Genomic DNA, 20,065 nt, shown 5'->3' with positions numbered 1-20,065 from the left:
TTTCGTTCAACGGCTTTTGCGTTCAACATTACGCGCTCAACACTGCGCGGTCGAAATAGAGTTGCGCGAGCGCCGTGAAGCGCACGCCGTTCACGCCTTTGCGCATGGCGATCAGTTGATCGTAGAAGAACGGGATGATCACGGGCGTTTCGTCGAGCAGCAGCGTCTGGATCTGTCCGGCGATTTTCCTCTGCGTGCCGAGGTCGACCGCCGCCACGAACTGCGCGACCAGTTGATCGTATTGCGGGTTCCTGAAGTGCGCGGCGTTCCACGTGCCGGTGCTGGTGAGCGGCGCGTTCAGGAACACGTTCGGCACGCCGCGATGGCCGTAATCGGTGATGCCGAGCGGCGAGTCGAGCCAATCCGATTTGCCCGGCGTACCCGCGCCGTAGTACAGCGACTGGCTTTCCACCTTCAGGTTGATCCGCACGCCGATCGCCTTCGCCGCGTTCTGCACGACCACCGCGAGATCGGGGATCTCCATGTACTTTTCGGTGGTCAGCGTGACGTCGAAACCGTTCGGCATGCCCGCTTGCGCAAGCAGTTGCTTCGCCTTCGCGATGTCGATCTTGCGTTGCGGGATACCCGCATCGGAAGACGGAAATACCGGTGCGAACGGGCTGTCGTTGCCGAGTTGCGCGCGGCCTTTGAACAGCCCACGCACCAGCACGTCGCGATCGAGCGATAACGCTAGCGCCTGGCGCACGCGCTTGTCCTTGAACAACGGATTGTCGTTGCGCATATGAATCTGGCGATGCGCGCTCGACTTCACGCCGATTGCCTTGTAGTCCGGATTGTTCAGAATGCCGGCGCCGCCCTGCACGGTGAAGGTGCCCATCACGTCGGCTTGATGGCCCTGCAGCGCGAGCATCTGCGCCTGTTCGTCGGCATAGAACGAGAACTGTACGCGTTGCGGTAACGCTTTGTCGCCCCAGTAGTCGGGATTGCGCACGAACGATGCGCCGACCTTGGCCTGATACTTTTCGAGCTTGAACGGACCGGTGCCGATGAAGCTCTTTTCATAACCCCCCGCATAGTTCGCGGGCAGGATCACGGCGTTGTAATTGTCCGAAGAAACGTAGTACGGGAAGTTGCCGTTCGGTGCATCGAGATGGAAGGCGACCGTGTGCTCGTCGACCGCCCTCGCACCGCCTTTCGACAGCACGCCCTTGAGTACCGAGAGCGCAGCCGAACCGCTCGCCGGATCGGCGAGACGATCAAAGGTGGCGACGACGTCTTTGGCGGTAAAGGTCTGGCCGTCGTGGAATTTGACGTTCGGGCGCAGCGTGAAGGTCCACACGTCGCCCTTGTCGTTCGGCTTCCACGACAAGGCAAGCGCCGGCTTCAGCAGGAGCTTTTCGCCGTCGTCGTCGATCAGGAATTCGCCGGTCTGATTCAGCAGCGCGAGACTCGCGGCATCGGTCACGGTGAGCGGATCGACCGCGCCGGCCGGCGTCAGATGGGCCACGCGGATTGTCTGGTTAGACGGGCCCGGTGCGCCTTGCGCGCGGACTCGCGGCGCATTCAGCACGCCGCCGCCAACCAGCGACAAACCGATCACGCTCGCATAGCGCAGCAGATCGCGGCGCGTGACGCGGCCGGCGATGAATTCGTCGATGGCGTGGTTGCCGTAGGCGTCGGCGGTATGGCGGGCTAGGTCGAGTTCGGGAGATCGGTCCGCGGGAGTCTTCATTGATGGAGTGTCCAGTCCGTTCTGCTGTCGGTTCTGAAGGGCCGCGCCGGATGTGCGCGACAGGGCGGCTTATTGCAATGACGAAAAGCTGCAGTGAACTGCGGTGCTGAAAAGCGGTTTCAGTGTAAGCGATTGCCTGCCGGTTCGGAGCGCCTGCGGCGCGGTCCGGTTCCGGTTTGGTGCATAAAAGGGCCGGTGTGTGTCGTCACGACAACGGCCGGCGGCTTGTCTCGCATGGTCCACACAATGTGCACGATGCCGCAGCGCGGGAATCGCCGGTGCGCCGATGCGCTGCTGAAGCCGATGCGTCGCTGAAGCCGCGGAAACCTTATCGATTCGCCTAGCCAGGCAAGTTGGATTGACCTGGCAACCGTAGCCGGCTGGCGAGGGCACGGCAAAGCGGGATTTAGTGATCGTGCGGATGCTTGTGAATCGGATCGACCCAGAACACCGTTTCCGGTGCTTCCACCGCGTCGATGTTCAGATTCACCACCACCGCTTCATTGTCGCTGCGCACCAGCACGCATTCGAGCGGATCGTCGGTGCTCGCGTTGATCTCCTGATGCGGCACGTAGGGCGGCACGAAGATGAAGTCGCCCGGGCCGGCTTCGGCCGTGAACTCCAGATGCTCGCCCCAGCGCATGCGTGCCTGGCCACGCACGACGTAGATCACGCTTTCGAGCGCGCCGTGATGATGCGCGCCGGTCTTTGCATTCGGATGAATCGTCACAGTGCCGGCCCAGATTTTCTGCGCGCCGACGCGCGCCGCGTTGATCGCCGCTGCACGGTTCATGCCCGGCGTTTGCGCGGTATTGCTGTCGAGCTGGTCGCCCTTGATCACCTTGACGCCGTGCTCGCGCCAGTCGATCGGCGCTGAGGGATGCTCATCCTTGTAATGCGGGTGTTCGTGATCCTGGCTCATGATGTGTCTCCTCGTGGGCGGCCGTCCGGGTGCTGGGCGCGGCGCCGTCTGGCATTTTTGCACGTTCAAAAGCGCGCGTGTTGCCTGCCGCCGTAAGCCGCGTCACGCACGAAAAAAAGGCCCATCACACAGGGGACGGGCCTTTTGCTGTCTGCCTTCGTTGCAGTGCGGGTCGCAGCAGATGGGCTGTTGCAACCCGTGGTGCTTACTTATGCTTTGCGTTGATCACGGCTTCCGCGACGTTGTTCGGCGTTTCAGCGTAGTGCTTGAACTCCATCGTGTACGTCGCGCGGCCTTGTGTTGCCGAGCGCAATGACGTCGAATAGCCGAACATCTCCGCGAGCGGCACTTCGGCGCGCACCAGCTTGCCGCCGCCGCCGGCGATGTCCTCCATGCCTTGCACCATGCCGCGACGGCTCGACAGGTCGCCCATCACGTTGCCCATGAAGTCTTCGGGCGTTTCCACTTCGACGGCCATCATCGGTTCGAGCAGCACCGGCTTGGCCTTGCGCATCGCGTCCTTGAACGCCATCGAACCGGCCATGCGGAATGCGTTTTCGTTCGAGTCGACGTCGTGGTACGAACCGAAGGTCAGCGTCACTTTCACGTCGACCACCGGATAGCCCGCCAGCACGCCAGCCTTCAGCGTTTCCTGAATGCCCTTGTCGACGGCCGGAATGTATTCGCGCGGAATCACGCCGCCTTTGATCGCGTCGACGAACTCGTAGCCTTTGCCTTGCGGCGCCGGCTCGAGCGTGATCACCGCGTGGCCGTACTGGCCGCGGCCGCCCGACTGTTTGACGAACTTGCCTTCGACATCTTCGATCTTGTTGCGCACCGTTTCGCGGTAAGCAACCTGCGGCTTGCCGACGGTCGCCTCGACGCCGAACTCGCGCTTCATCCGGTCGACCAGAATTTCCAGGTGCAACTCGCCCATTCCGGAGATGATGGTCTGGCCAGATTCTTCGTCCGTCTGCACGCGGAACGACGGGTCTTCCTGCGCCAGACGATTGAGCGCGATGCCCATCTTCTCCTGGTCGACCTTGGTTTTCGGCTCGACGGCCTGCGAAATCACCGGTTCCGGGAAGATCATCCGTTCGAGAATGATCACGTGCTGCGGATCGCACAGCGTGTCGCCGGTGGTCGCTTCCTTCAGGCCGACTGCCGCGGCGATGTCGCCCGCGTAGACTTCCTTGATTTCCTTGCGCTCGTTCGCATGCATCTGCAGAATCCGGCCGAGGCGTTCCTTCTTTTCCTTGACCGCGTTGTAGACGGTGTCGCCCGAATTCACCACGCCCGAATACACGCGGAAGAAGATCAGCTGGCCGACGAACGGGTCGGTCATGATCTTGAAGGCGAGTGCCGAGAACGGATCGTCGTCGCGCGGATGACGCTCGATTTCCTTGTCGTGTTCGTCGTGGCCCGTGATGGCGGGAATGTCGACCGGCGACGGCAGATAGTCGATCACCGCGTCGAGCATGGCCTGCACGCCCTTGTTCTTGAACGCGCTGCCGCACAGCATCGGCACGATCTCGTTGGCGATGGTGCGCACACGAATGCCGTGCTTGATTTCCTCTTCGGTCAGCGTACCGCCATGCAGGTACTTGTCGAGCAGCTCTTCGCTGGCTTCAGCGGCGGCCTCGACCATCTTGTCGTGCCATTCCTTCGCGGTAGCCGCGAGTTCCGCCGGGACGTCGCGGTACTCGAATTTGATCCCCTGGTTCTCTTCGTCCCAGTAGATCGCCTTCATCTTGACGAGGTCGACCACGCCCTGGAAATGATCTTCCGCGCCGACCGGAATCTGGATCGGTACCGCGACGCCCTTCAGGCGATCGCCGATCTGCCGCTGCACGCGGAAAAAGTCCGCGCCGACACGGTCCATCTTGTTGACGAACGCAATGCGCGGCACCTTGTACTTGTTCGCCTGGCGCCACACGGTTTCGGACTGCGGCTGCACGCCGCCGACCGAGTCGTACACCATGCATGCGCCGTCGAGCACGCGCATCGAGCGTTCCACTTCAATCGTGAAGTCGACGTGGCCCGGGGTGTCGATGATGTTGATCCGGTGTTCAGGATAGTTGCCGGCCATGCCCTTCCAGAAGGCGGTGGTCGCCGCCGACGTGATGGTAATGCCGCGCTCCTGCTCCTGTTCCATCCAGTCCATCGTCGCAGCACCGTCGTGAACCTCGCCGATCTTGTGGGTCACGCCTGTGTAGAACAGGATGCGTTCGGTGGTGGTGGTTTTGCCGGCGTCGATGTGGGCGCTAATGCCGATATTCCGGTAGCGCTCGATGGGAGTCTTGCGGGGCACGTGAACCTCCTTGAAATGGCGCGCCTGAAACGCTTGCCGGGCGGCAGCCTGTGCTGCCCGGGGAGCCTGGGTGCTGCTGTGCTAAGAATACTAGGATAGCGCGTCGGCCTGTCTTTTGCAGGAATCTTGCCAGCCGCGCGTGACGGCCTGCTGGTATGGGCTCACGGCGCGGCGCGGACCTCTGCTGCGCGGTTCCGTGGATGGCCCGCACCACGCGGAACACAAAAAAAGCCGGTGCCCTGGTGATGGGCGCCGGCTTTTCTGAAAAGCGGCCGCTGAAGGAGCGGCGGGCGTTGCGGTGGTCGGCGTGCTTTTATTGCGCGGCCGGCAATCCCTGGATTTTCATCCCCGGTTTGATGCCTTTCGACGAGAACCAACCCTTGCTCATTTCCAATGCATACACGCCGTTGTTCTTCGGACAGTGATTGTTGGTGGTCTCGGCCTGCATTTCGTCGATGTCGGTGACTGTGCCGTCGGCGCGCATGAAAGCGATCGACAGCGGGATCAACGTGTTCTTCATCCAGAAGCAATGCACGGCGTTTTCGTTGAAGACGAACAACATGCCCTCATTCGGCGCGAGAGTCGTGCGATACATCAGACCTTGTTCGCGGTCGGCGTCGTTAGCGGCGACGGCTGCGTCGATCACGAACATGCCCGCCGTCAGCTTCGCGCGAGGAAAGTCGCCGGGCTGCTTTGCGCCGGCCGGCATCTGTTGTGCATGAGCGGGGGCGGCGGTGGTCGCGGCGAACGACATCGCGGCGAGCGGCAATACAACGGCAACAGCGAAACGCGCAACCAACGAGCGCATGGGAAATCGCACGGCATGACTCCTTGCTGGAAATTAACCCGCGAATGTTACGCGAGCGCGTCAAAAACAAAAAGGCAGATCGCCTTGCGGTGATCTGCCTTTCAACGCCGTAAGAACGGCAATGAAGCTAGTTCTTGACTGCGTTTTTACAACAAACTTACTCCGAAGCGCCCGAAGCTGCAGCAGCTGCTGCTGCCTTCTTGTGCGCCTTCTTGTGAGCGTGCTTCGTGGTCTTCTTTGCCGACGAAGCTGCTGCTGCCGGAGCTGCCGAAGCTGCTGCCGGAGCCGAAGCTTGTGCGAATGCTGCCGTTGCGAAGAGGCCAGCGACCAGAGCGGCGATCAGTTTGTTCATTTTGTGAATCCTCAGCTTGAGTTAATTAACCAAATGACCCGGTTATATGTAGAGTCATGTCGGTAAACGTGCCATCCACCTTTCGGTTGACAGCCGCATCGAACAAATTTTTCGACGCGTCTGCTTAGCGCTCAGACTCCCCGTACTTACCGCGCATGCGGCTTGTGCAAAGGCCCTTAAGGCTGAATGCCGGATAGCTTCGGGCGGCATCTGCGTCGAATAACGCGTGAGCTCGCGCACCGGTTGACGTGATTTTTGCGGAAAATTTATATGCCGGGGTGCTGATGCAAATGAGTGGCTGTGCGGCGATCGCGGGCGTAATTGTTTCACGCGTTTTTTATATTGGTTTCACGCGCTAATTTGTTTGCGGATACAACGAGTTAGCTTTTTTGCCACGGTTCAGAATACTGTTTTGATGCAGGTTCAGTTCGGGCATGGCGCGCCGGCAAACGGGTTCAGATGATGCCTTCCCATGGCGCCTTCAGCGGCAATTCAACCCACTCTCCCGGTTGAAGTCCGAGCGAAAAAATATCGAGTGCGCCGATACCGGCGCGCACGAGGCGCAACGTCGGAAAACCGACCGCAGCGGTCATGCGTCGCACCTGACGGTTCTTGCCTTCGGTGATCGACAATTCGATCCACGTGGTCGGAATCGCGGCGCGATAGCGGATCGGCGGCGTGCGGGCCCATAGCGAGTCGCTCGGCTCGACGTAGTCAGCGCGGCAGGGACGCGTCACGTAATCGCCGAGATCGACGCCGCGCGCGAGCTTCTTCAGCGTGGCATCATCGACCGCGCCTTCCACTTGCGCCCAGTAACGTTTGACAAGTTTGTGGCGCGGTTCCGCGATGCGCGCTTGCAGGGCACCGTCGTCAGTGAGGAGTAGCAGCCCTTCGCTATCGGAATCGAGCCGGCCCGCCGGATAGACGCCGGGCACTTTCACCCAGTCGGCCAGCGACGCCCGCGTTTCGTGCGGCGAAAACTGACAGATGGTGCCGAACGGTTTGTTCAGGGCGAGAAGTCGCATAAGGGAATCGATGAAGGTCGAGCGGCGCCGTTGCGGCGGGGACGTGGCACGCAGGGCGGGGAGGCGTTGGCCCGATAGTAAATGGCGAAATAATAATGCATAACGAGTCGCTGCAATTCTTGTGTCTTGTATAAGACATAAGAATAAGCGGCTTGCTGGTTGTTGATTTTAGACAATGTTGGAAAACCCCGAGCCGTTACGGCCTCGTTGCTGCGCCGGCGTGGGCTAGAATAGACGACCAGGCCGCTCGCGGGCGTCCGGCATTGCGCGTAGCGAGGAGCACCCAGTTTCCGCAGTCTCCCATCAGCTTTCAGCACAGTCTTCACTGGAGTCCGATCATGCCGTATCAGCACATCAAGGTTCCTACCGGCGGTGACAAGATCACTGTCAACGCAGATTTCTCGCTCAACGTTTCCGACCAGCCGATCATTCCATATATCGAAGGCGACGGTACGGGCCTCGACATCACACCGGTGATGTTGAAGGTGGTGGATGCCGCAGTAGAAAAGGCCTATGCCGGCAAGAGGAAAATCCACTGGATGGAAATCTACGCCGGCGAGAAGTCGACCAAGGTGTACGGCCCGGACGTGTGGCTGCCGGAAGAAACGTTGCAGGTGCTGAAGGAATACGTCGTCTCGATCAAGGGTCCGCTCACCACGCCGGTTGGCGGCGGCATCCGTTCGCTGAACGTCGCGCTCCGTCAGGAACTCGATCTGTATGTTTGCCTGCGGCCGGTGCAGTACTTCAAGGGCGTGCCTTCGCCGGTGCGTGAGCCTGAGAAGACCAACATGGTGATCTTCCGCGAGAATTCGGAAGATATCTATGCCGGCATCGAATGGCCAGCCGAGTCGGAACAGGCAAAGAAGGTCATCAAGTTCCTGCGCGAAGAAATGGGTGTGAAGAAGATCCGCTTCCCGGAAACCTCGGGGATCGGTATCAAGCCGGTGTCGCGCGAAGGCACGGAGCGCCTCGTGCGCAAGGCGATCCAGTATGCGATCGACAACGAGCGCCGCTCGGTCACGCTGGTGCACAAGGGCAACATCATGAAGTTCACGGAAGGCGCATTCCGCGATTACGGTTATGGGCTGGCGCAGAAGGAATTCGCCGCGGAGCTGATCGACGGCGGTCCGTGGATGAAGATCAAGAACCCGAAAACGGGTGGCGACATCGTGGTGAAAGACGTGATCGCCGATGCGTTCCTCCAGCAGATCCTGCTGCGTCCGGCTGAATACGACGTGATCGCCACGCTGAACCTGAACGGCGACTATGTGTCGGACGCGCTGGCCGCGCAAGTCGGCGGCATCGGGATTGCGCCGGGTGCGAACATGTCGGACTCGGTCGCCATGTTCGAAGCCACGCACGGCACTGCGCCGAAGTACGCTGGCAAAGACTACGTGAACCCGGGTTCGGAAATTCTCTCGGCTGAGATGATGCTGCGTCACATGGGCTGGACTGAAGCGGCCGACCTGATCATCAAGTCGATGGAAAAGTCGATTCTGCAAAAGCGGGTGACGTACGACTTCGCGCGCTTGATGGAAGGCGCGACGCAAGTGTCCTGTTCAGGGTTTGGTCAGGTGCTGATCGAAAACATGTAGGCACTTCCAGCAAGTTCCGGAGAAATCCGGCGAACCCCGGTGTACACTGCGTGTCGCCGGGGTTTTTGTTTTTTCACGTCCAGCGAGATGTGAGGAATTCCGGGAGTTAGTGAGGGGAAATCTGAGGGGAATTGTGAGGAATTGACCTCGAATTCCTCACTAGTGAGGGGGAATAAAATGGCCCGCAGCCGACACTTCAATTACACCCTGACGCCGACGCGGCTGAACAACGCCAAGCCTCAAGAAAAGCCGTACAAGATCACGGACGGCGGTGGCCTTTACGTGCTGGTGATGCCGCGCGGTGCGAAGACATGGATTTACCAGTACTCACTCGACGGCAAGCGCAGCGAAGTCACCATCGGCCGTTACCCGGAAATTGGTGTGGCTGATGCGCGGGACCGGCACACAGAATACCGCGCGATGGTGGAGCAGGGTAGCGACCCAGCTGCACACAAGCGCGCGGACGAAGCTGAGCGCAAGGCACGTGCGGAACTGAAAGCGGACGAGGGGCAGTTCAAGGCGTTTTCCATCAAGTGGTTGGAAGAGCGCTTGGGCAGCAAGTCGGATGGCTACCGTAAGCAGATGCGGTCCCTTCTGGATCGGTTCGTGTGGCCGGATATCGGCTGCAAGGCGTTGGATGATGTGAAGCCCGCTCACGTGCTGGCAATCATTGAGAAGCGGCGCGACACGCCGAACACGGCGGAGAACGTCCGCGTGCTGATTCAGCAGGTGTACAACTACGCGATCCAGAAACTACTGGTCGAAACGAACCCGGCATTGGCGCTGCGCGGCGTCATCCAGGTTCCGAAGGCCGAGCATCACCGGCACCTGAGCGAATCGGAGATCGGAGCCTTCTGGCGGGCAGTGGGGAAGCAGGGCGCACACCCGTCCACCACGGCGGCGGTCAAGCTGCTGATGTACAGCATGTGTCGAAAGGCCGAAGTGCTGCGCGCGAAGTGGTCCGAGATCGACACTGATAAAGCGCAGTGGGACATTCCCCCCGAGCGCATGAAGTCGCGCCGGCCGCATCGCGTCTATCTGTCCACGCAAGCACTCGAACTGTTGGAGGTACAGCGCGCGCTTACCGGTGATCTGGAATACGTGTTCCCGTCCGCGTTCCGCGCCGTGGTGCCGATGGCTGATGCGACGCTCAATCACCTGTTCAAGCGAATGGACTTCGGCGTAGCGGAGTTTTCGCCGCACGGCACACGCGGCACGGCGGCGACATTGTTGCGTGAGCATGGATTCAGCCGGGACGTGGTTGAACTGCTGCTGGCGCACACGGAGCGGAGCCAGACGGCGGCGAGCTATCACCATCACGAGCTGGAGGCTGAGCGGCGGCGCGCGCTTCAGTACCTAGCCGACGAGATCGACCGGCAAGCGGCAATCTCCGCCGCAGGGAACGTGGTGAGCATCAAGGCTAAGTCGGCCTGACGCGGGACGTTCTTCGGGCTAGGCCGGTAGTCCAGAGTAAACCAATGCGTTCCGATAGATGGTAATATCGCCGCATTCGGTTTGTGTATCAACGGTCGGTTTCAAACACCTCATTCTTCAGTTGCGCTCCATTTCATGGAGCGTGTTCCCCTAACGGGGTTCGGCTCGCCAATCAGACGTTCTTCAGGCGCGGGTTTTCACAACGCACGAGTTGTTCATCCGTAGTTCACGGATGGCGGCGGTGCGTTCGTTTAACCATTTGCTTTGAAGGAACCATGAAACATGGCTGAACAAATCAGAACCGCACTCGCCATCCTGCGCCTTAAACAGGTAAAGGCCGTCACCGGGCTTAGCCGTTCTACGATATACGCTCGTCAGAAAAACGGCAGCTTCCCGCCGAGTCTTGCTTTGGGCCCGCGCGCCGTCGGCTGGCGCCTTTCTGCAATCGAGGAATTTTTAGCCGATCCGGCTGGCTACCGCGCGGAGCCAGCATGAGCGCGCTGTACACCCATATTGAACCCACCAACGATCCGACTTTCGTCTGGTTGCGCACGAGCGCGACGCCGGACCCTGAGCGCAAGCCAGCAATGCTGGTTGCTAGTGAGCGCCGTCCTGCTGATGCTGCTGGACGCTGCGCAGACGGGGGGCGGAACATGCTGAACGTTGCCGGTACTTGTAAACCTTTGGTGGCGCGCTATACTGAGCGCGCCGCTGAAACAACAGCGCACCGATTTGACAGTCGGGAATTCGATGGGCGGGCGACCGCCACTGTGCGGTTTTTTTACGTCCGTATGCCTTTGCACGCATCCTCCAGCGGGTGGGTCTTGGGCCGGGCATCTTCGGATGCGCAGGTTTCCTATCGAGCCTGTCTGTCAACCGGTTCAATGACCTGCCCACCCCGTTTGACAGCGGGCGGCAGGTCTCTATCCAAATCGATAGGAGGCCGCTTAATGCGCCGTATCCCCACTCGTCCCGAGCAATCGCAAAACCTCAACCAGATCATCAATCGCGCCCTGCGCGACGCTGCTGTAGAGCCTACGCCCAACGGCGCTATCGACGTTCTTGGCGGCGCGCTCATCGTCATCGCTGAACTCGCTCGGTCGGAGGCTCGCTATGCGGCATGAACGCCTTTGCACTGGCTACATTGGCGCGCCCTCGCCGTTCGAGGCCATCGCTTCGCATGATGCCGCCGAACATCTTCAGACCGCCATCGCACGCGTCGCGGCCCTCGCCACTGTAGCGGCTAGCGGTGAAACGGACTTCCTCCCGCGGCATCTTCACGCCGAGCTGCTGCGTCTGCTCGCTGAGCTCGCCCAGTCAGCCAATGACGCTGCGGATGAGCTCTTGGAATCTCTTGCCGAATGGCCGAGCAGCGTGGAGAGCCGGCGATGAGAGGATTCTGTCGAGATCATTCGGCGGGCGAGTTTCGGCGTTTTCATTGCGCTGAGGAGTACTTACAGCGGGAGGCGAATGAGCGCCGTAATTGACGAGTATCAACGCATCGAGGCGGCGTTATTCAGTATTCCGCCCGACATTGAGCGCGAACAGTGGTTTCGCATCGCTGCTGCGCTCAAGCATGAACTGGCCGACACCGGTTTCGACCTGTTCGATATGTGGAGCCAGGGCGCTGCCAACTATTCGGCCTCTGATGCACGGGACACATGGCGCTCACTGTCGGCGGGCGGCGGCATTACGATCAGCACGCTATTTTTCGTCGCGATTGAACACGGCTTCGATTCACACGGGGGCGGCGCATCAACCGTCGATTCTGCCGAGATGGAGCGACGCCGCGCCGAGAGAGAGAAGCGCGCCGAGCAGGAAGCGCGAGACCGCGAAATACGCGCTATCAGTGCGGCGGGGCTGGGCGAAACCGTGTGGCGCGCAGCGACGCCCGCCCGCGCCGACCATCCCTACCTGACGCGCAAGGGCGTTCAACCGGCGGACACGCTGCGCGAGATTGAGGTGAGCAAGCTGGCCGCGCTGATCGGGTATCAGCCGAAGCGTGGCGACGACTTGCTATCGGGCCGCATCCTGATTGCGCCGGTGAAGGTGGGCGGCAAGCTGTCCACGCTTGAAATGATCGACGGCGACGGGCGCAAATCCGCGCTGGCTGGCGGCGCGAAGGCTGGCGGATATTGGGCGGCGCAGAAGATGCCGGATGCGCCTGAGGTAGTGCTGATCGCGGAGGGCGTCGCCACGGCGCTATCCGCCAGCCAATGCACGGGCTATCCGGCGATTGCCTCGCTATCGGTGGGCCAGATGGCGGCGGCGGGGAAAGCGATGCGCGAGTGTTATCCGGATGCCGAATTGGTGCTGCTGGCCGATCTGGACAAGGCGAGTAGCGAACCCCACGAAACCGCCGTGAAGGCCGCGCAGGCGGTCGGCGGCAAGCTGTCCGTGCCAGCCTTCGGTGCGAATCGCGAGCCAGCGCAGACCGACTTCAACGACTTGCACACGGCGCGCGGCACGGATGTCGTGAAGGCGGCGATTGAGGCGGCGCGTGAGGTGGACGCCGAGCTTCCGGTCAGCGAGAAACGGGGCAGGCGCGCGCCGCCCTTGTCAATGGACGACCGTGCGGTAACCGTGAGTGAAGGCGACGACGCTGGCGAGCTGGAGCCCCGCTACGCGGTCATCGACGGCGGCCTGTACTACATCGGTGTCAAGCGCGACAAGGACAGCGGTGCGGCCTCCTACACGGTGCCAATGTGGCTGTGTAGCGAGCTGAAAATGATGGGCACGGGGCGGGACGACAGCGGGCAGCAATACCGCTTGATGGAGTTCAGGCGGGCCGGAAGCGGCGAAGTCATCCGCCATGCCATGCCTGCCCGTGACATAGGCGAGCGCGACGGATGGGCGGTGCTGCGCGGGCTGGGTTTGCACGTCGCGGCGGAGCAGCGCCCCCGGTACAAGCTGGCGGAGTACGTCCAGCGCGAGGGCGGCACGACGTGGTACGAAATTGTCGGCCTTACTGGCTGGCAGCACGGCGCGTATGTGCTGGCGTCCGGGGAGTTCGTCGGCACACCGGACCGCCCACTGTTCTACAACGGCGGAACGCCAAAGCAATCGGCCTACAAGCCCGCTGGCTCGCTTGAAGCGTGGCGGGACACCGTAGGGAGCATGGCGCGGGAAAATCCGCTCATAGCCGCCTCTATAGCGTGTGCGTTCGCCGGGCCGCTGCTGTCGCTGATCGGGGCGCGTGATGGTATCGGGCTGCACCTGTACACCACCACATCGAGCGGCAAGAGTACGGCGGGCGATTGTGCCGCGTCGGTTTGGGGCAATCCTGCCGACGTGATGCACACATGGGACGGCACTTCCTACGGCCTCACCCGCACGGCGGAATATGCCAATGATGGGCTGCTGTACCTGGACGAAATCGGGGCCGGGGATGCCCGCAAGATCGGCCCGGCGATCTACCAGATGCTCAACGGTGTCTCGCGGCTGCAGGGCACCAAGGATGGCGGAGTGGTGGCGTCGCGCTCGTGGCGTCTGACGATGGTCAGCACGGGCGAGGTAAGCATGGCGCAATACCTCGCGGAAGGCGGGCAGACACCGCGCGGCGGGCAGGAAATCCGCCTGCTCGACGTTCCTGCCGACATGGGCGCATACCGCGCCTTTGACAGCATCCACGGGTACAAGGACGGCGACGTGTTCGCCAAGGAACTTACCGCTGCCGCCCGTGCCAATTACGGCACGGCGGGCCGGGCGTTTGTCGAATGGCTGACGACACATCGCGGCGAGGTCAAGGATTGGGTGGAATCTACCCAGGCGCACATGCTGCAAGCTGTGGAGGACGCGCACCCCGATGCTGCGCCGCCAGCCAAGCGGGCCACGCGGAAGTGGGGCGTGCTGGTTGCGGCCGCGGAGATGGCATCCGAGGCCGCCCTGACCGGGTGGACGCGGGATGAAGCTCGCACATGGGTGATGGCCGCATGGGCGCGATGGCTACAGGCATTCGGCACGCATGATCGCGACAACGAGCGGTTGCTGGAACAGGTGGACGGCATCCTTCGCGCGAACGAGCTCGGGCGCTTCGTGCTTCTGCCCATCGACCCGGCCGCCGAGCCGACCGCGCACAACATTCTCGGTTATCGACGCTACGTAGACGGCGAGCCGGTGTTTCTGGTACTGCCCGCCGGGTTCAAAGGAGAGGTCGTAGCCGGATATGAACTGCGCCGCGCCTGCCAAGTATTGCATGAGGCCGGGATGCTTGATCGGGGGCGGCGGGACTCGTGGACGGTGAATGCAGGCAAACCCGCAGGCATGGTGTACCGGGTGCATCCGCGCAAGGCTGACGGCGATACAGAGGGGGGCGGCGAATAGGCGCTGCGGCGTCGGTTCTCTCTCCCCTCGCTCTCGCACGCGCATATGCGCGAGAAACGACCGCCAACACCGCCAAACCGCCAACTCTACCTTCTAAGCCTTACTGGATAAGGGTTTCTCTGTTGGCGGTTTGTTGGCGGTGTTGGCGGTTTGGCGGCGACGCATCACATTTTGCGCTGGTGTTGCTGGTGGTGTTGGCGGTGGAAATCGGCGACCGCCAACACTACCGCCAACAGCAAAACCCTTGCTGGATAAGGGGCTGCGGGCCGAGTTGGCGGTTTGGCGGTGTTGGCGGTGGTTTTCAAACACATATAGGGGTGCCGTCAAGAAGCGGATTTTTTCGTACGCTAACGCCACAGCCTTAAACCGGTAGCGGTAGAGAACATCCATGCTAGCCGGCGAAAAGGACCGCGACGCGGAGCAGCGCGGTCCTTCCACCACTCACGCGCCCCAATTTTGATGATTACCTCGTGCACACAGGACGTTTTGCCTACAGTCCGCGTCGAGCCACCCTATCAGCTGGGTTTTCCTTCTACACGCCGTCGATACTCGTCATCCGGCATTTTCGGCGGGTCGTTTGATACCACCTGCAACTGGAATTGGTCCGCGATAGATGATGGTTCGTCGTTGCCTGGCCAAGTGGTCCACACGGTCATTGTCTGATTTGTCTCGTTGATGGTTGTCCGAATGCTCCTATAGCGGCGCGCATACGAAATCAACTTCGCTTGATCGTCAGGCTTCAAAGCATAGGTTTTGTTAACCATTGCCGATCTCCTTGATTGATTGACGTTCGGTCGGTCGAGATGGCCTATGTTCACATGGCCGCCCCTAAATTGGCGTGCACTTCCCAATTTCGAGCTCGGGCGTATCACCGCCTTCCTTCATTTCAGGGATGCCAGGTAAGCCCCTCAAGTCGCTGTAATCTACGTAGTAGCCGATGAGAAAGGCCTTTAAGTACCGCAATAGGTGGCGGTTCATGCGGAAGTCGTTGATTCCATCCGAACAGATTAGGTTGTTACCCGCGTTGAAGTCGCCCGGACAGCGTAGTAGTGGGTGCTCTTGTCCCATCTCCCTCACGACCCACCCACCTTCTTTGGCCTTGCTCAGAACGTATTTTTCGCCTGCTGCGAAGTTGGCGCGATGCCACTCCCCGGTGTCTTTGTTAAAAGAAAAGCCGGTGCTTAGATCCGCGATGCATAAGTACGAATCGGAAGCAACCGCAGCCCCACTAACCAGGAGAGCAATAGCTGATGCCAAGAAGGCGATAAAAGCCGTCGCGATTCCGTGTTGCCTGTTCATGCTGCCCCCGTGGGTGTGGCTTGTGGGTCATCGAAACGGAAAGACGGTCGAACCGTGCGAGAACTACCTATCCGAAAACAGCGGCCACCTGGCCCGCGATCCGCTGGCCGGCGTGACGCAGGCGCAGGCCGGTACGGGCCAGTCGTGAAGCACCTTGGCTTTCCAGTAACAGTAGTTCCTGCGTCTGCAGCGCCGGGCTGGTGCCTCGACGCCTGCGTCCGCATGCCGTGCGTGCGTAACCGCAGCTGAACCGGTCGGCCACGACCCGCATGAAATCGTCCGGCGCCGGTTGCACGTAAATCGCTTCGCGCGCATTGAGCAGGATCGGATAGGGCCGGTTGGGCGGTGCGCGGAACTTGAGGACACCCTCTACGCGGTTCCGGTGCTTCAGCCCGATCTCGTCCACATAGACCGGGATCGAACTGAGGTTCACCACCTGCACGCGGATCTCGTAGGTGTCGGGGTTCTCCGCAATGGCGGGGCCGTCCATCGGGATAATCGGCACAACCCGCAACATGACAATCCGCGAGCGCAGCAGCATGTAAGCGTTGAAGATGCCGAGTAGCACGTTCGCGGTGGTTGCGCCGTTGCCCATAGCTGCCTCACGATGATAAAAGGGGTGCCGCCACGAGCAACAGCGTCCGATTGAGGTACACCTCAGCTGGACGTCAGGCAGGGGCGCAAAACACGTCAGATTAGAGCCGATTTTGCCATTGGCTGATGCCGTTTCGTCAACGATTTAGACCCTAACCCGACGAAGTTGCCGCTAACGTACGAAAAAGTCCGTTTCTTGACGGCACCCCATATAGCGTTTCGGGAATTTGCCATGAGGGCATTGAAGGGACAGCGTAAGAAAGTGCAGGCAGAGGATTCGAAGACGGAGAACAGAAAGATGAGCAAACCACTACACGCAGGATTGCACTGGCGCTCGCCACGATGGACCTGATGCCCAGCCTTTACCACTTCAACGATCGGCTGCTGGCGGCGCGTCCTGAGGCAGCAGCGAGGGCCGCGCTTGAGTTTCGGTCGTGGCATGGCGACGGGTTTGATGGTCGATGAGCCGTACATTGCCAAAAAACACACCTTAACCGACCAAGAAGTATGTGTGGCAAGCCTTTCAGGCCGATCCCCTCTCATGGAGCTCGATTCGAATTTGCTAGCTATAAAAAGATGGAGGCAACGGCGGGCGTATATCGCGTCACGGGGAAAGAATGGACTGGAGGTTTGCGCCGCCGGACGCAATAATTGCCCGCCAACAATAACTTCAGACGGGGTGAAAATGAGAAAAAGAACTGTCCTGCTCGCCCTCCTAACCCTGCTCTCGGCTTGCGCCACACCGGCCGGCCAGCTCACAGAAACGGACTTCACCTGGGAGCAAACCACCGTCGCCGCCACACCGGCGCAGGTGTTTCGCGGGGTGATGGAGCGCGTGCGGCGCTGCGGATCGTTCGACACCCTCGTGCCTGACGGGCAGTACTACCCGGATATCACCGAGCAGACGATCGATCTTTACGGCGGCGGCTGGTCTCAAACCAGAAACGATCATGTGTTTGGCCGGTTGATCATCACGGCGGCCGGCGATGGCACAACGCTCGTGCGCGCCGGCGTTCAGCCCTTCTATACGCGCGGCCTCAAGCCGCCCGTGTTGGCGCACATAGCGGCCGATCCGACGAGCCCCTGCAGCTAGAAGAGCTCGCCCTTCTCGGGCAGCGATTGCGGCCGTGGCGGCGCACGACGCGCGACACGCTCGTGCATGAGGCATTGCTGAGCCACTGAGGAAGCCGCGCCGACCACGTGGCCGGCCGGTTCTCCCCCCTTATACCTTGCCCGAGCATACGGGCAACAAGGATCAACCATGGACACAAGCACCAAACCCGGTTCCTCCGGGCTGCACATCGCACTCGCAAAGGCCAACAGCGGCAAGCCTTACCTTGGCGACCCGCGCGTCGTGTCGGAGCTCGTGCGCGCGTTCATCGGCACGATCGCCGCCAGCGTCGGGCAATCCTCGGCCGGAAAGATCAGCCGCGACGACTCCATCAAGGCGATCGACACGGCGCTCTATGCGCTGGCCGATACGCTCGCCGGCAAGAACGACACCTACGAGACGGTCGGCGAGTGGAACCCGGGCGGCTTGGCCGCCTACATTCGCGAGATTCTCGCCAATAGCATCAACGCCACGGATGCCGAAGACGATCTCAATGCGATCCAGCAGGCGTGCGCGGTGCTCTGCCGCGACGTGTATCAGGCGCTCGCGCAGCTCAACAAGGGCGAGAGCGAAGATGACGTTGCGCTCACGCTTGAGGGCATCGCCGGCGATTACACCAATCTTTTCGCTGGCCTGCCGGTGGACGGCGATGAGCAGGAGCGACTTGAACAACTGGTCACGGCGCACGAGTGCGCAACAGAAAGGCCGCTGCTCACCTCCGTCGACGTGGTGAGCGAGCTGATCCGCCAGGCATATGCGAAGTGCGTCGCTCGGCGCGGCGAGTACTTCGCCGGCAATGCACCTGACGCGGCCGCGCAGGACGTGACCGACATGCGTGCACTGGGCGAGCTGCTTGAGGGTAAGGGCGATGCGGCGAGTGAATACGCGGTGCAGCCGTGGAACAGCGTCGAGCAGATGGGCGAGTACCTGAAAGAGGCGTACGACCTGCAAAGCGCAGACGATGCGGCTTTTACGGTGCTGCTCACCTGCCTCGGCAACGTGTACCGCACCATTGACGACGCCGAGAAGCGCAAGCTCACCGACTACGGCTGGATGATCGACGGCGAGATCGAGATGGCAACCTTCGCCGTACTCGGCTTGCCGTGGGAAACCGACGACGAGGCGGTCAGAGGCGAGAAGTATCCTGGCGAGCCGCCAGCCTATCCGTTCGAACCGGAAGAGGGCGACGAGCAATGAAAACCGCCGCCATCGTCGCGCTGTGTCTGAGCCTGCAAGGCTGCATCGGATTCGCGCGCAACTACATCGCCACGCATCCGGACGGTATGAGTCCGCTCGTTCCCGATTGCTGCTGCGGCGAGAGCTCCTGGTAACAGTGGCCGCTACCCGAATGATCCGGAAGAGGGGTAGGCGGGAGATAGTGAGGGGAATTCTGAGGGGAATTCGAAGTGTGTAAATCGGTTCTCTATAACTGGCAAGGCTTTTCGGGCAATTTACACAGAATGATCGAAGGCAATTCGCGCCGGCTTCTCCGGCTCGAATTCAGAACCCCGGCACCGTGAGTGGCCGGGGTTTTTTGTTCTTTTCGGAATCCAACATCGACGTACGCAATCGACGATTTCCGACGAGCGCAATGGCGGATCCTGGCAGCGTAGGCGCATTCCGCGCTTTTTCCTCGAGCCGTTATTGAGATGCGAATGTCATGGGGTCGGTTATCGTAAGCCCTTTGGATGGTTCGCTTCCGCCAATTGGCAGGGACCGTTTCCCCTGATTCCCACTTCTTTTCAACTTCCTGATCCGAGGGAGCAGACGATGGCTCACAAGAAAATCACTGCAAACGTTTATGTTGCGACGCCCAGCTATGGTGCCGTTGTGACGACCGACTACGTCCTTGGCCTTCTGGATTTGTACGGCGCCGCGCCTGAATATGGCTTTGGCGTTAACGTCGCCTTTAACAGCTTCGACAGTCTGATTACCCGCGCGCGCAATACGATGGTGGCGGAGTTTCTTGCAGATGACAGATTCACACACCTTCTGTGGATCGATGGCGATATCGGATTCAAAGGTGCAGATGTGGTTCGCCTGCTCCAGGCCGATCGGCCGGTGGTGGCGGGTGTCTATCCGCTGAAAATCGACGGCTGGCCGGCGGCCGGTCTGGAGCACTCACTGCCCGCCGGTTCCACCAAGGCCGATTTTCGCGCGCGCCACGCCATGTATCCCGCAGTGGCTCGCGAGGACGCGTTGGAGCCAGATGCAGACGGTTTTCTCGATGTTCTCTACGCGCCGACCGGCTTTATGCTGATCCAGCGGGAGGTATTTCTGACGTTGATCCAGCGCTTTCCCGAGCTTCAGTACCGGTCCAAACTCGCCGGTCGTCCGGAACTGGATGTGGGTGACGAGGCGGCGTTTTGTTACGCGTTTTTCGACACCATGATCGATCCGGAAACGCGAACGTACTTATCGGAAGACTATGCTTTCTGTCGGCTTCTAGAAAGCATCGGCATTACGCCCGCAGTCGACGCGCGGTCGAATCTGCGCCATCAAGGTATTGCGGTCTATGAGGGCGACCTCGCCCGCAGTCTGGAGATACAGTGTTCGGAAGCGCGTCGTGTCGGCGGATAGCGGGGTGCGGAAGAGCGC

The 20,065-nt window shown here is 60.9% G+C and carries 19 protein-coding genes; 10 read left to right on the top strand and 9 right to left on the bottom strand.

Annotation, left to right across the window (positions count from 1 at the left end; genetic code table 11):
- Window positions 1-28: 28 nt before the first annotated feature.
- The 6 genes from AYM40_RS16515 to AYM40_RS16490 form a co-directional block, all read right to left on the bottom strand.
- Window positions 29-1,693 carry an ABC transporter substrate-binding protein gene (locus tag AYM40_RS16515; RefSeq protein WP_063497148.1) on the bottom strand — a complete coding sequence of 555 codons (1,665 nt, stop codon included), beginning with the start codon at window positions 1,691-1,693 and terminating at the stop codon, window positions 29-31.
- A gap of 406 nt (window positions 1,694-2,099) precedes the next feature.
- Complete coding sequence (locus AYM40_RS16510) at window positions 2,100-2,615, bottom strand: cupin domain-containing protein (RefSeq protein ID WP_063497147.1); 516 nt, start codon at window positions 2,613-2,615, stop codon at window positions 2,100-2,102.
- Window positions 2,616-2,820: 205 nt separating this feature from the next.
- Complete coding sequence (fusA, locus tag AYM40_RS16505) at window positions 2,821-4,926, bottom strand: elongation factor G (RefSeq protein ID WP_063497146.1); 2,106 nt, start codon at window positions 4,924-4,926, stop codon at window positions 2,821-2,823.
- Window positions 4,927-5,239: 313 nt separating this feature from the next.
- Window positions 5,240-5,746, bottom strand: a complete 507-nt coding sequence (locus AYM40_RS16500; RefSeq protein ID WP_063497145.1) for a DUF192 domain-containing protein — start codon at window positions 5,744-5,746, stop codon at window positions 5,240-5,242.
- A 145-nt stretch (window positions 5,747-5,891) separates the two neighbouring features.
- Complete coding sequence (locus AYM40_RS16495) at window positions 5,892-6,086, bottom strand: hypothetical protein (protein WP_063497144.1); 195 nt, start codon at window positions 6,084-6,086, stop codon at window positions 5,892-5,894.
- A gap of 455 nt (window positions 6,087-6,541) precedes the next feature.
- On the bottom strand, window positions 6,542-7,111 hold the full coding sequence (locus tag AYM40_RS16490) for a pseudouridine synthase (protein ID WP_063497143.1): 570 nt from the start codon (window positions 7,109-7,111) through the stop codon (window positions 6,542-6,544).
- Window positions 7,112-7,449: 338 nt separating this feature from the next.
- Between AYM40_RS16490 and icd the strand changes: the two genes are divergently transcribed.
- The 6 genes from icd (at window position 7,450) to AYM40_RS16465 (ending at window position 14,463) form a co-directional block, all read left to right on the top strand.
- Window positions 7,450-8,706, top strand: coding sequence for an NADP-dependent isocitrate dehydrogenase (gene icd, locus AYM40_RS16485; protein ID WP_063497142.1), 1,257 nt, complete (start codon window positions 7,450-7,452; stop codon window positions 8,704-8,706).
- A gap of 177 nt (window positions 8,707-8,883) precedes the next feature.
- Window positions 8,884-10,140, top strand: a complete 1,257-nt coding sequence (locus AYM40_RS16480) for a tyrosine-type recombinase/integrase (protein ID WP_063497141.1) — start codon at window positions 8,884-8,886, stop codon at window positions 10,138-10,140.
- A 282-nt stretch (window positions 10,141-10,422) separates the two neighbouring features.
- The gene (locus AYM40_RS16475; protein WP_063497140.1) at window positions 10,423-10,635 is read left to right on the top strand and encodes a helix-turn-helix transcriptional regulator; all 213 of its coding nucleotides are present in this window, start codon (window positions 10,423-10,425) and stop codon (window positions 10,633-10,635) included.
- The gene (locus AYM40_RS40320; protein WP_148662191.1) at window positions 10,632-11,264 is read left to right on the top strand and encodes a hypothetical protein; all 633 of its coding nucleotides are present in this window, start codon (window positions 10,632-10,634) and stop codon (window positions 11,262-11,264) included. The genes AYM40_RS16475 and AYM40_RS40320 overlap by 4 nt, the downstream gene beginning before the upstream one ends.
- Window positions 11,254-11,532 carry a hypothetical protein gene (locus AYM40_RS16470; RefSeq protein WP_063497139.1) on the top strand — a complete coding sequence of 93 codons (279 nt, stop codon included), beginning with the start codon at window positions 11,254-11,256 and terminating at the stop codon, window positions 11,530-11,532. The genes AYM40_RS40320 and AYM40_RS16470 overlap by 11 nt, the downstream gene beginning before the upstream one ends.
- A 78-nt stretch (window positions 11,533-11,610) precedes the next feature.
- Complete coding sequence (locus AYM40_RS16465) at window positions 11,611-14,463, top strand: DUF927 domain-containing protein (protein ID WP_063497138.1); 2,853 nt, start codon at window positions 11,611-11,613, stop codon at window positions 14,461-14,463.
- A gap of 515 nt (window positions 14,464-14,978) precedes the next feature.
- Here AYM40_RS16465 and AYM40_RS16460 read toward each other — a convergent pair.
- From AYM40_RS16460 to AYM40_RS16450, 3 genes are all read right to left on the bottom strand, one after another.
- Window positions 14,979-15,227, bottom strand: a complete 249-nt coding sequence (locus tag AYM40_RS16460; protein WP_063497137.1) for a hypothetical protein — start codon at window positions 15,225-15,227, stop codon at window positions 14,979-14,981.
- Between the two features lie 64 nt (window positions 15,228-15,291).
- Window positions 15,292-15,762, bottom strand: a complete 471-nt coding sequence (locus AYM40_RS16455; RefSeq protein WP_063497136.1) for a hypothetical protein — start codon at window positions 15,760-15,762, stop codon at window positions 15,292-15,294.
- Window positions 15,763-15,829: 67 nt separating this feature from the next.
- A complete protein-coding gene (locus AYM40_RS16450) occupies window positions 15,830-16,357 on the bottom strand; it encodes a hypothetical protein (protein WP_063497135.1) in 528 nt (175 codons plus the stop codon).
- Window positions 16,358-17,041: 684 nt separating this feature from the next.
- Here AYM40_RS16450 and AYM40_RS16445 point away from each other — a divergent pair.
- The 4 genes from AYM40_RS16445 to AYM40_RS16435 all read left to right on the top strand — a co-directional run bounded on the left by AYM40_RS16445 (window position 17,042) and on the right by AYM40_RS16435 (window position 20,047).
- A complete protein-coding gene (locus AYM40_RS16445; protein ID WP_148662190.1) occupies window positions 17,042-17,449 on the top strand; it encodes a hypothetical protein in 408 nt (135 codons plus the stop codon).
- Between the two features lie 168 nt (window positions 17,450-17,617).
- On the top strand, window positions 17,618-18,664 hold the full coding sequence (locus tag AYM40_RS16440; RefSeq protein ID WP_063497133.1) for a hypothetical protein: 1,047 nt from the start codon (window positions 17,618-17,620) through the stop codon (window positions 18,662-18,664).
- Window positions 18,661-18,798 (top strand): hypothetical protein, encoded by a 138-nt coding sequence (locus AYM40_RS41410; RefSeq protein ID WP_158515285.1) that lies wholly within the window; start codon window positions 18,661-18,663, stop codon window positions 18,796-18,798. The genes AYM40_RS16440 and AYM40_RS41410 overlap by 4 nt, the downstream gene beginning before the upstream one ends.
- A gap of 439 nt (window positions 18,799-19,237) precedes the next feature.
- Complete coding sequence (locus AYM40_RS16435) at window positions 19,238-20,047, top strand: hypothetical protein (protein ID WP_063497132.1); 810 nt, start codon at window positions 19,238-19,240, stop codon at window positions 20,045-20,047.
- Window positions 20,048-20,065: the final 18 nt, after the last annotated feature.

The sequence above is a fragment of the Paraburkholderia phytofirmans OLGA172 genome (assembly GCF_001634365.1).
In the GTDB taxonomy this organism is placed as follows: Bacteria; Pseudomonadota; Gammaproteobacteria; order Burkholderiales; family Burkholderiaceae; genus Paraburkholderia.
This window is presented reverse-complemented; position numbering and strand designations above follow the sequence as displayed.

Excerpts from the sequence above, each read along its gene's own strand:
- AYM40_RS16515 (WP_063497148.1), bottom strand. The coding sequence starts at position 1,693 with ATGAAGACTCCCGCGGACCGATCTCCCGAACTCGACCTAGCCCGCCAT.
- AYM40_RS16510 (WP_063497147.1), bottom strand. The coding sequence starts at position 2,615 with ATGAGCCAGGATCACGAACACCCGCATTACAAGGATGAGCATCCCTCA.
- AYM40_RS16495 (WP_063497144.1), bottom strand. The coding sequence starts at position 6,086 with ATGAACAAACTGATCGCCGCTCTGGTCGCTGGCCTCTTCGCAACGGCA.
- AYM40_RS16490 (WP_063497143.1), bottom strand. The coding sequence starts at position 7,111 with ATGCGACTTCTCGCCCTGAACAAACCGTTCGGCACCATCTGTCAGTTT.
- icd (WP_063497142.1), top strand. The coding sequence starts at position 7,450 with ATGCCGTATCAGCACATCAAGGTTCCTACCGGCGGTGACAAGATCACT.
- AYM40_RS16480 (WP_063497141.1), top strand. The coding sequence starts at position 8,884 with ATGGCCCGCAGCCGACACTTCAATTACACCCTGACGCCGACGCGGCTG.
- AYM40_RS16475 (WP_063497140.1), top strand. The coding sequence starts at position 10,423 with ATGGCTGAACAAATCAGAACCGCACTCGCCATCCTGCGCCTTAAACAG.
- AYM40_RS40320 (WP_148662191.1), top strand. The coding sequence starts at position 10,632 with ATGAGCGCGCTGTACACCCATATTGAACCCACCAACGATCCGACTTTC.
- AYM40_RS16470 (WP_063497139.1), top strand. The coding sequence starts at position 11,254 with ATGCGGCATGAACGCCTTTGCACTGGCTACATTGGCGCGCCCTCGCCG.
- AYM40_RS16465 (WP_063497138.1), top strand. The coding sequence starts at position 11,611 with ATGAGCGCCGTAATTGACGAGTATCAACGCATCGAGGCGGCGTTATTC.
- AYM40_RS16460 (WP_063497137.1), bottom strand. The coding sequence starts at position 15,227 with ATGGTTAACAAAACCTATGCTTTGAAGCCTGACGATCAAGCGAAGTTG.
- AYM40_RS16455 (WP_063497136.1), bottom strand. The coding sequence starts at position 15,762 with ATGAACAGGCAACACGGAATCGCGACGGCTTTTATCGCCTTCTTGGCA.
- AYM40_RS16450 (WP_063497135.1), bottom strand. The coding sequence starts at position 16,357 with ATGGGCAACGGCGCAACCACCGCGAACGTGCTACTCGGCATCTTCAAC.
- AYM40_RS16445 (WP_148662190.1), top strand. The coding sequence starts at position 17,042 with ATGAGAAAAAGAACTGTCCTGCTCGCCCTCCTAACCCTGCTCTCGGCT.
- AYM40_RS16440 (WP_063497133.1), top strand. The coding sequence starts at position 17,618 with ATGGACACAAGCACCAAACCCGGTTCCTCCGGGCTGCACATCGCACTC.
- AYM40_RS41410 (WP_158515285.1), top strand. The coding sequence starts at position 18,661 with ATGAAAACCGCCGCCATCGTCGCGCTGTGTCTGAGCCTGCAAGGCTGC.
- AYM40_RS16435 (WP_063497132.1), top strand. The coding sequence starts at position 19,238 with ATGGCTCACAAGAAAATCACTGCAAACGTTTATGTTGCGACGCCCAGC.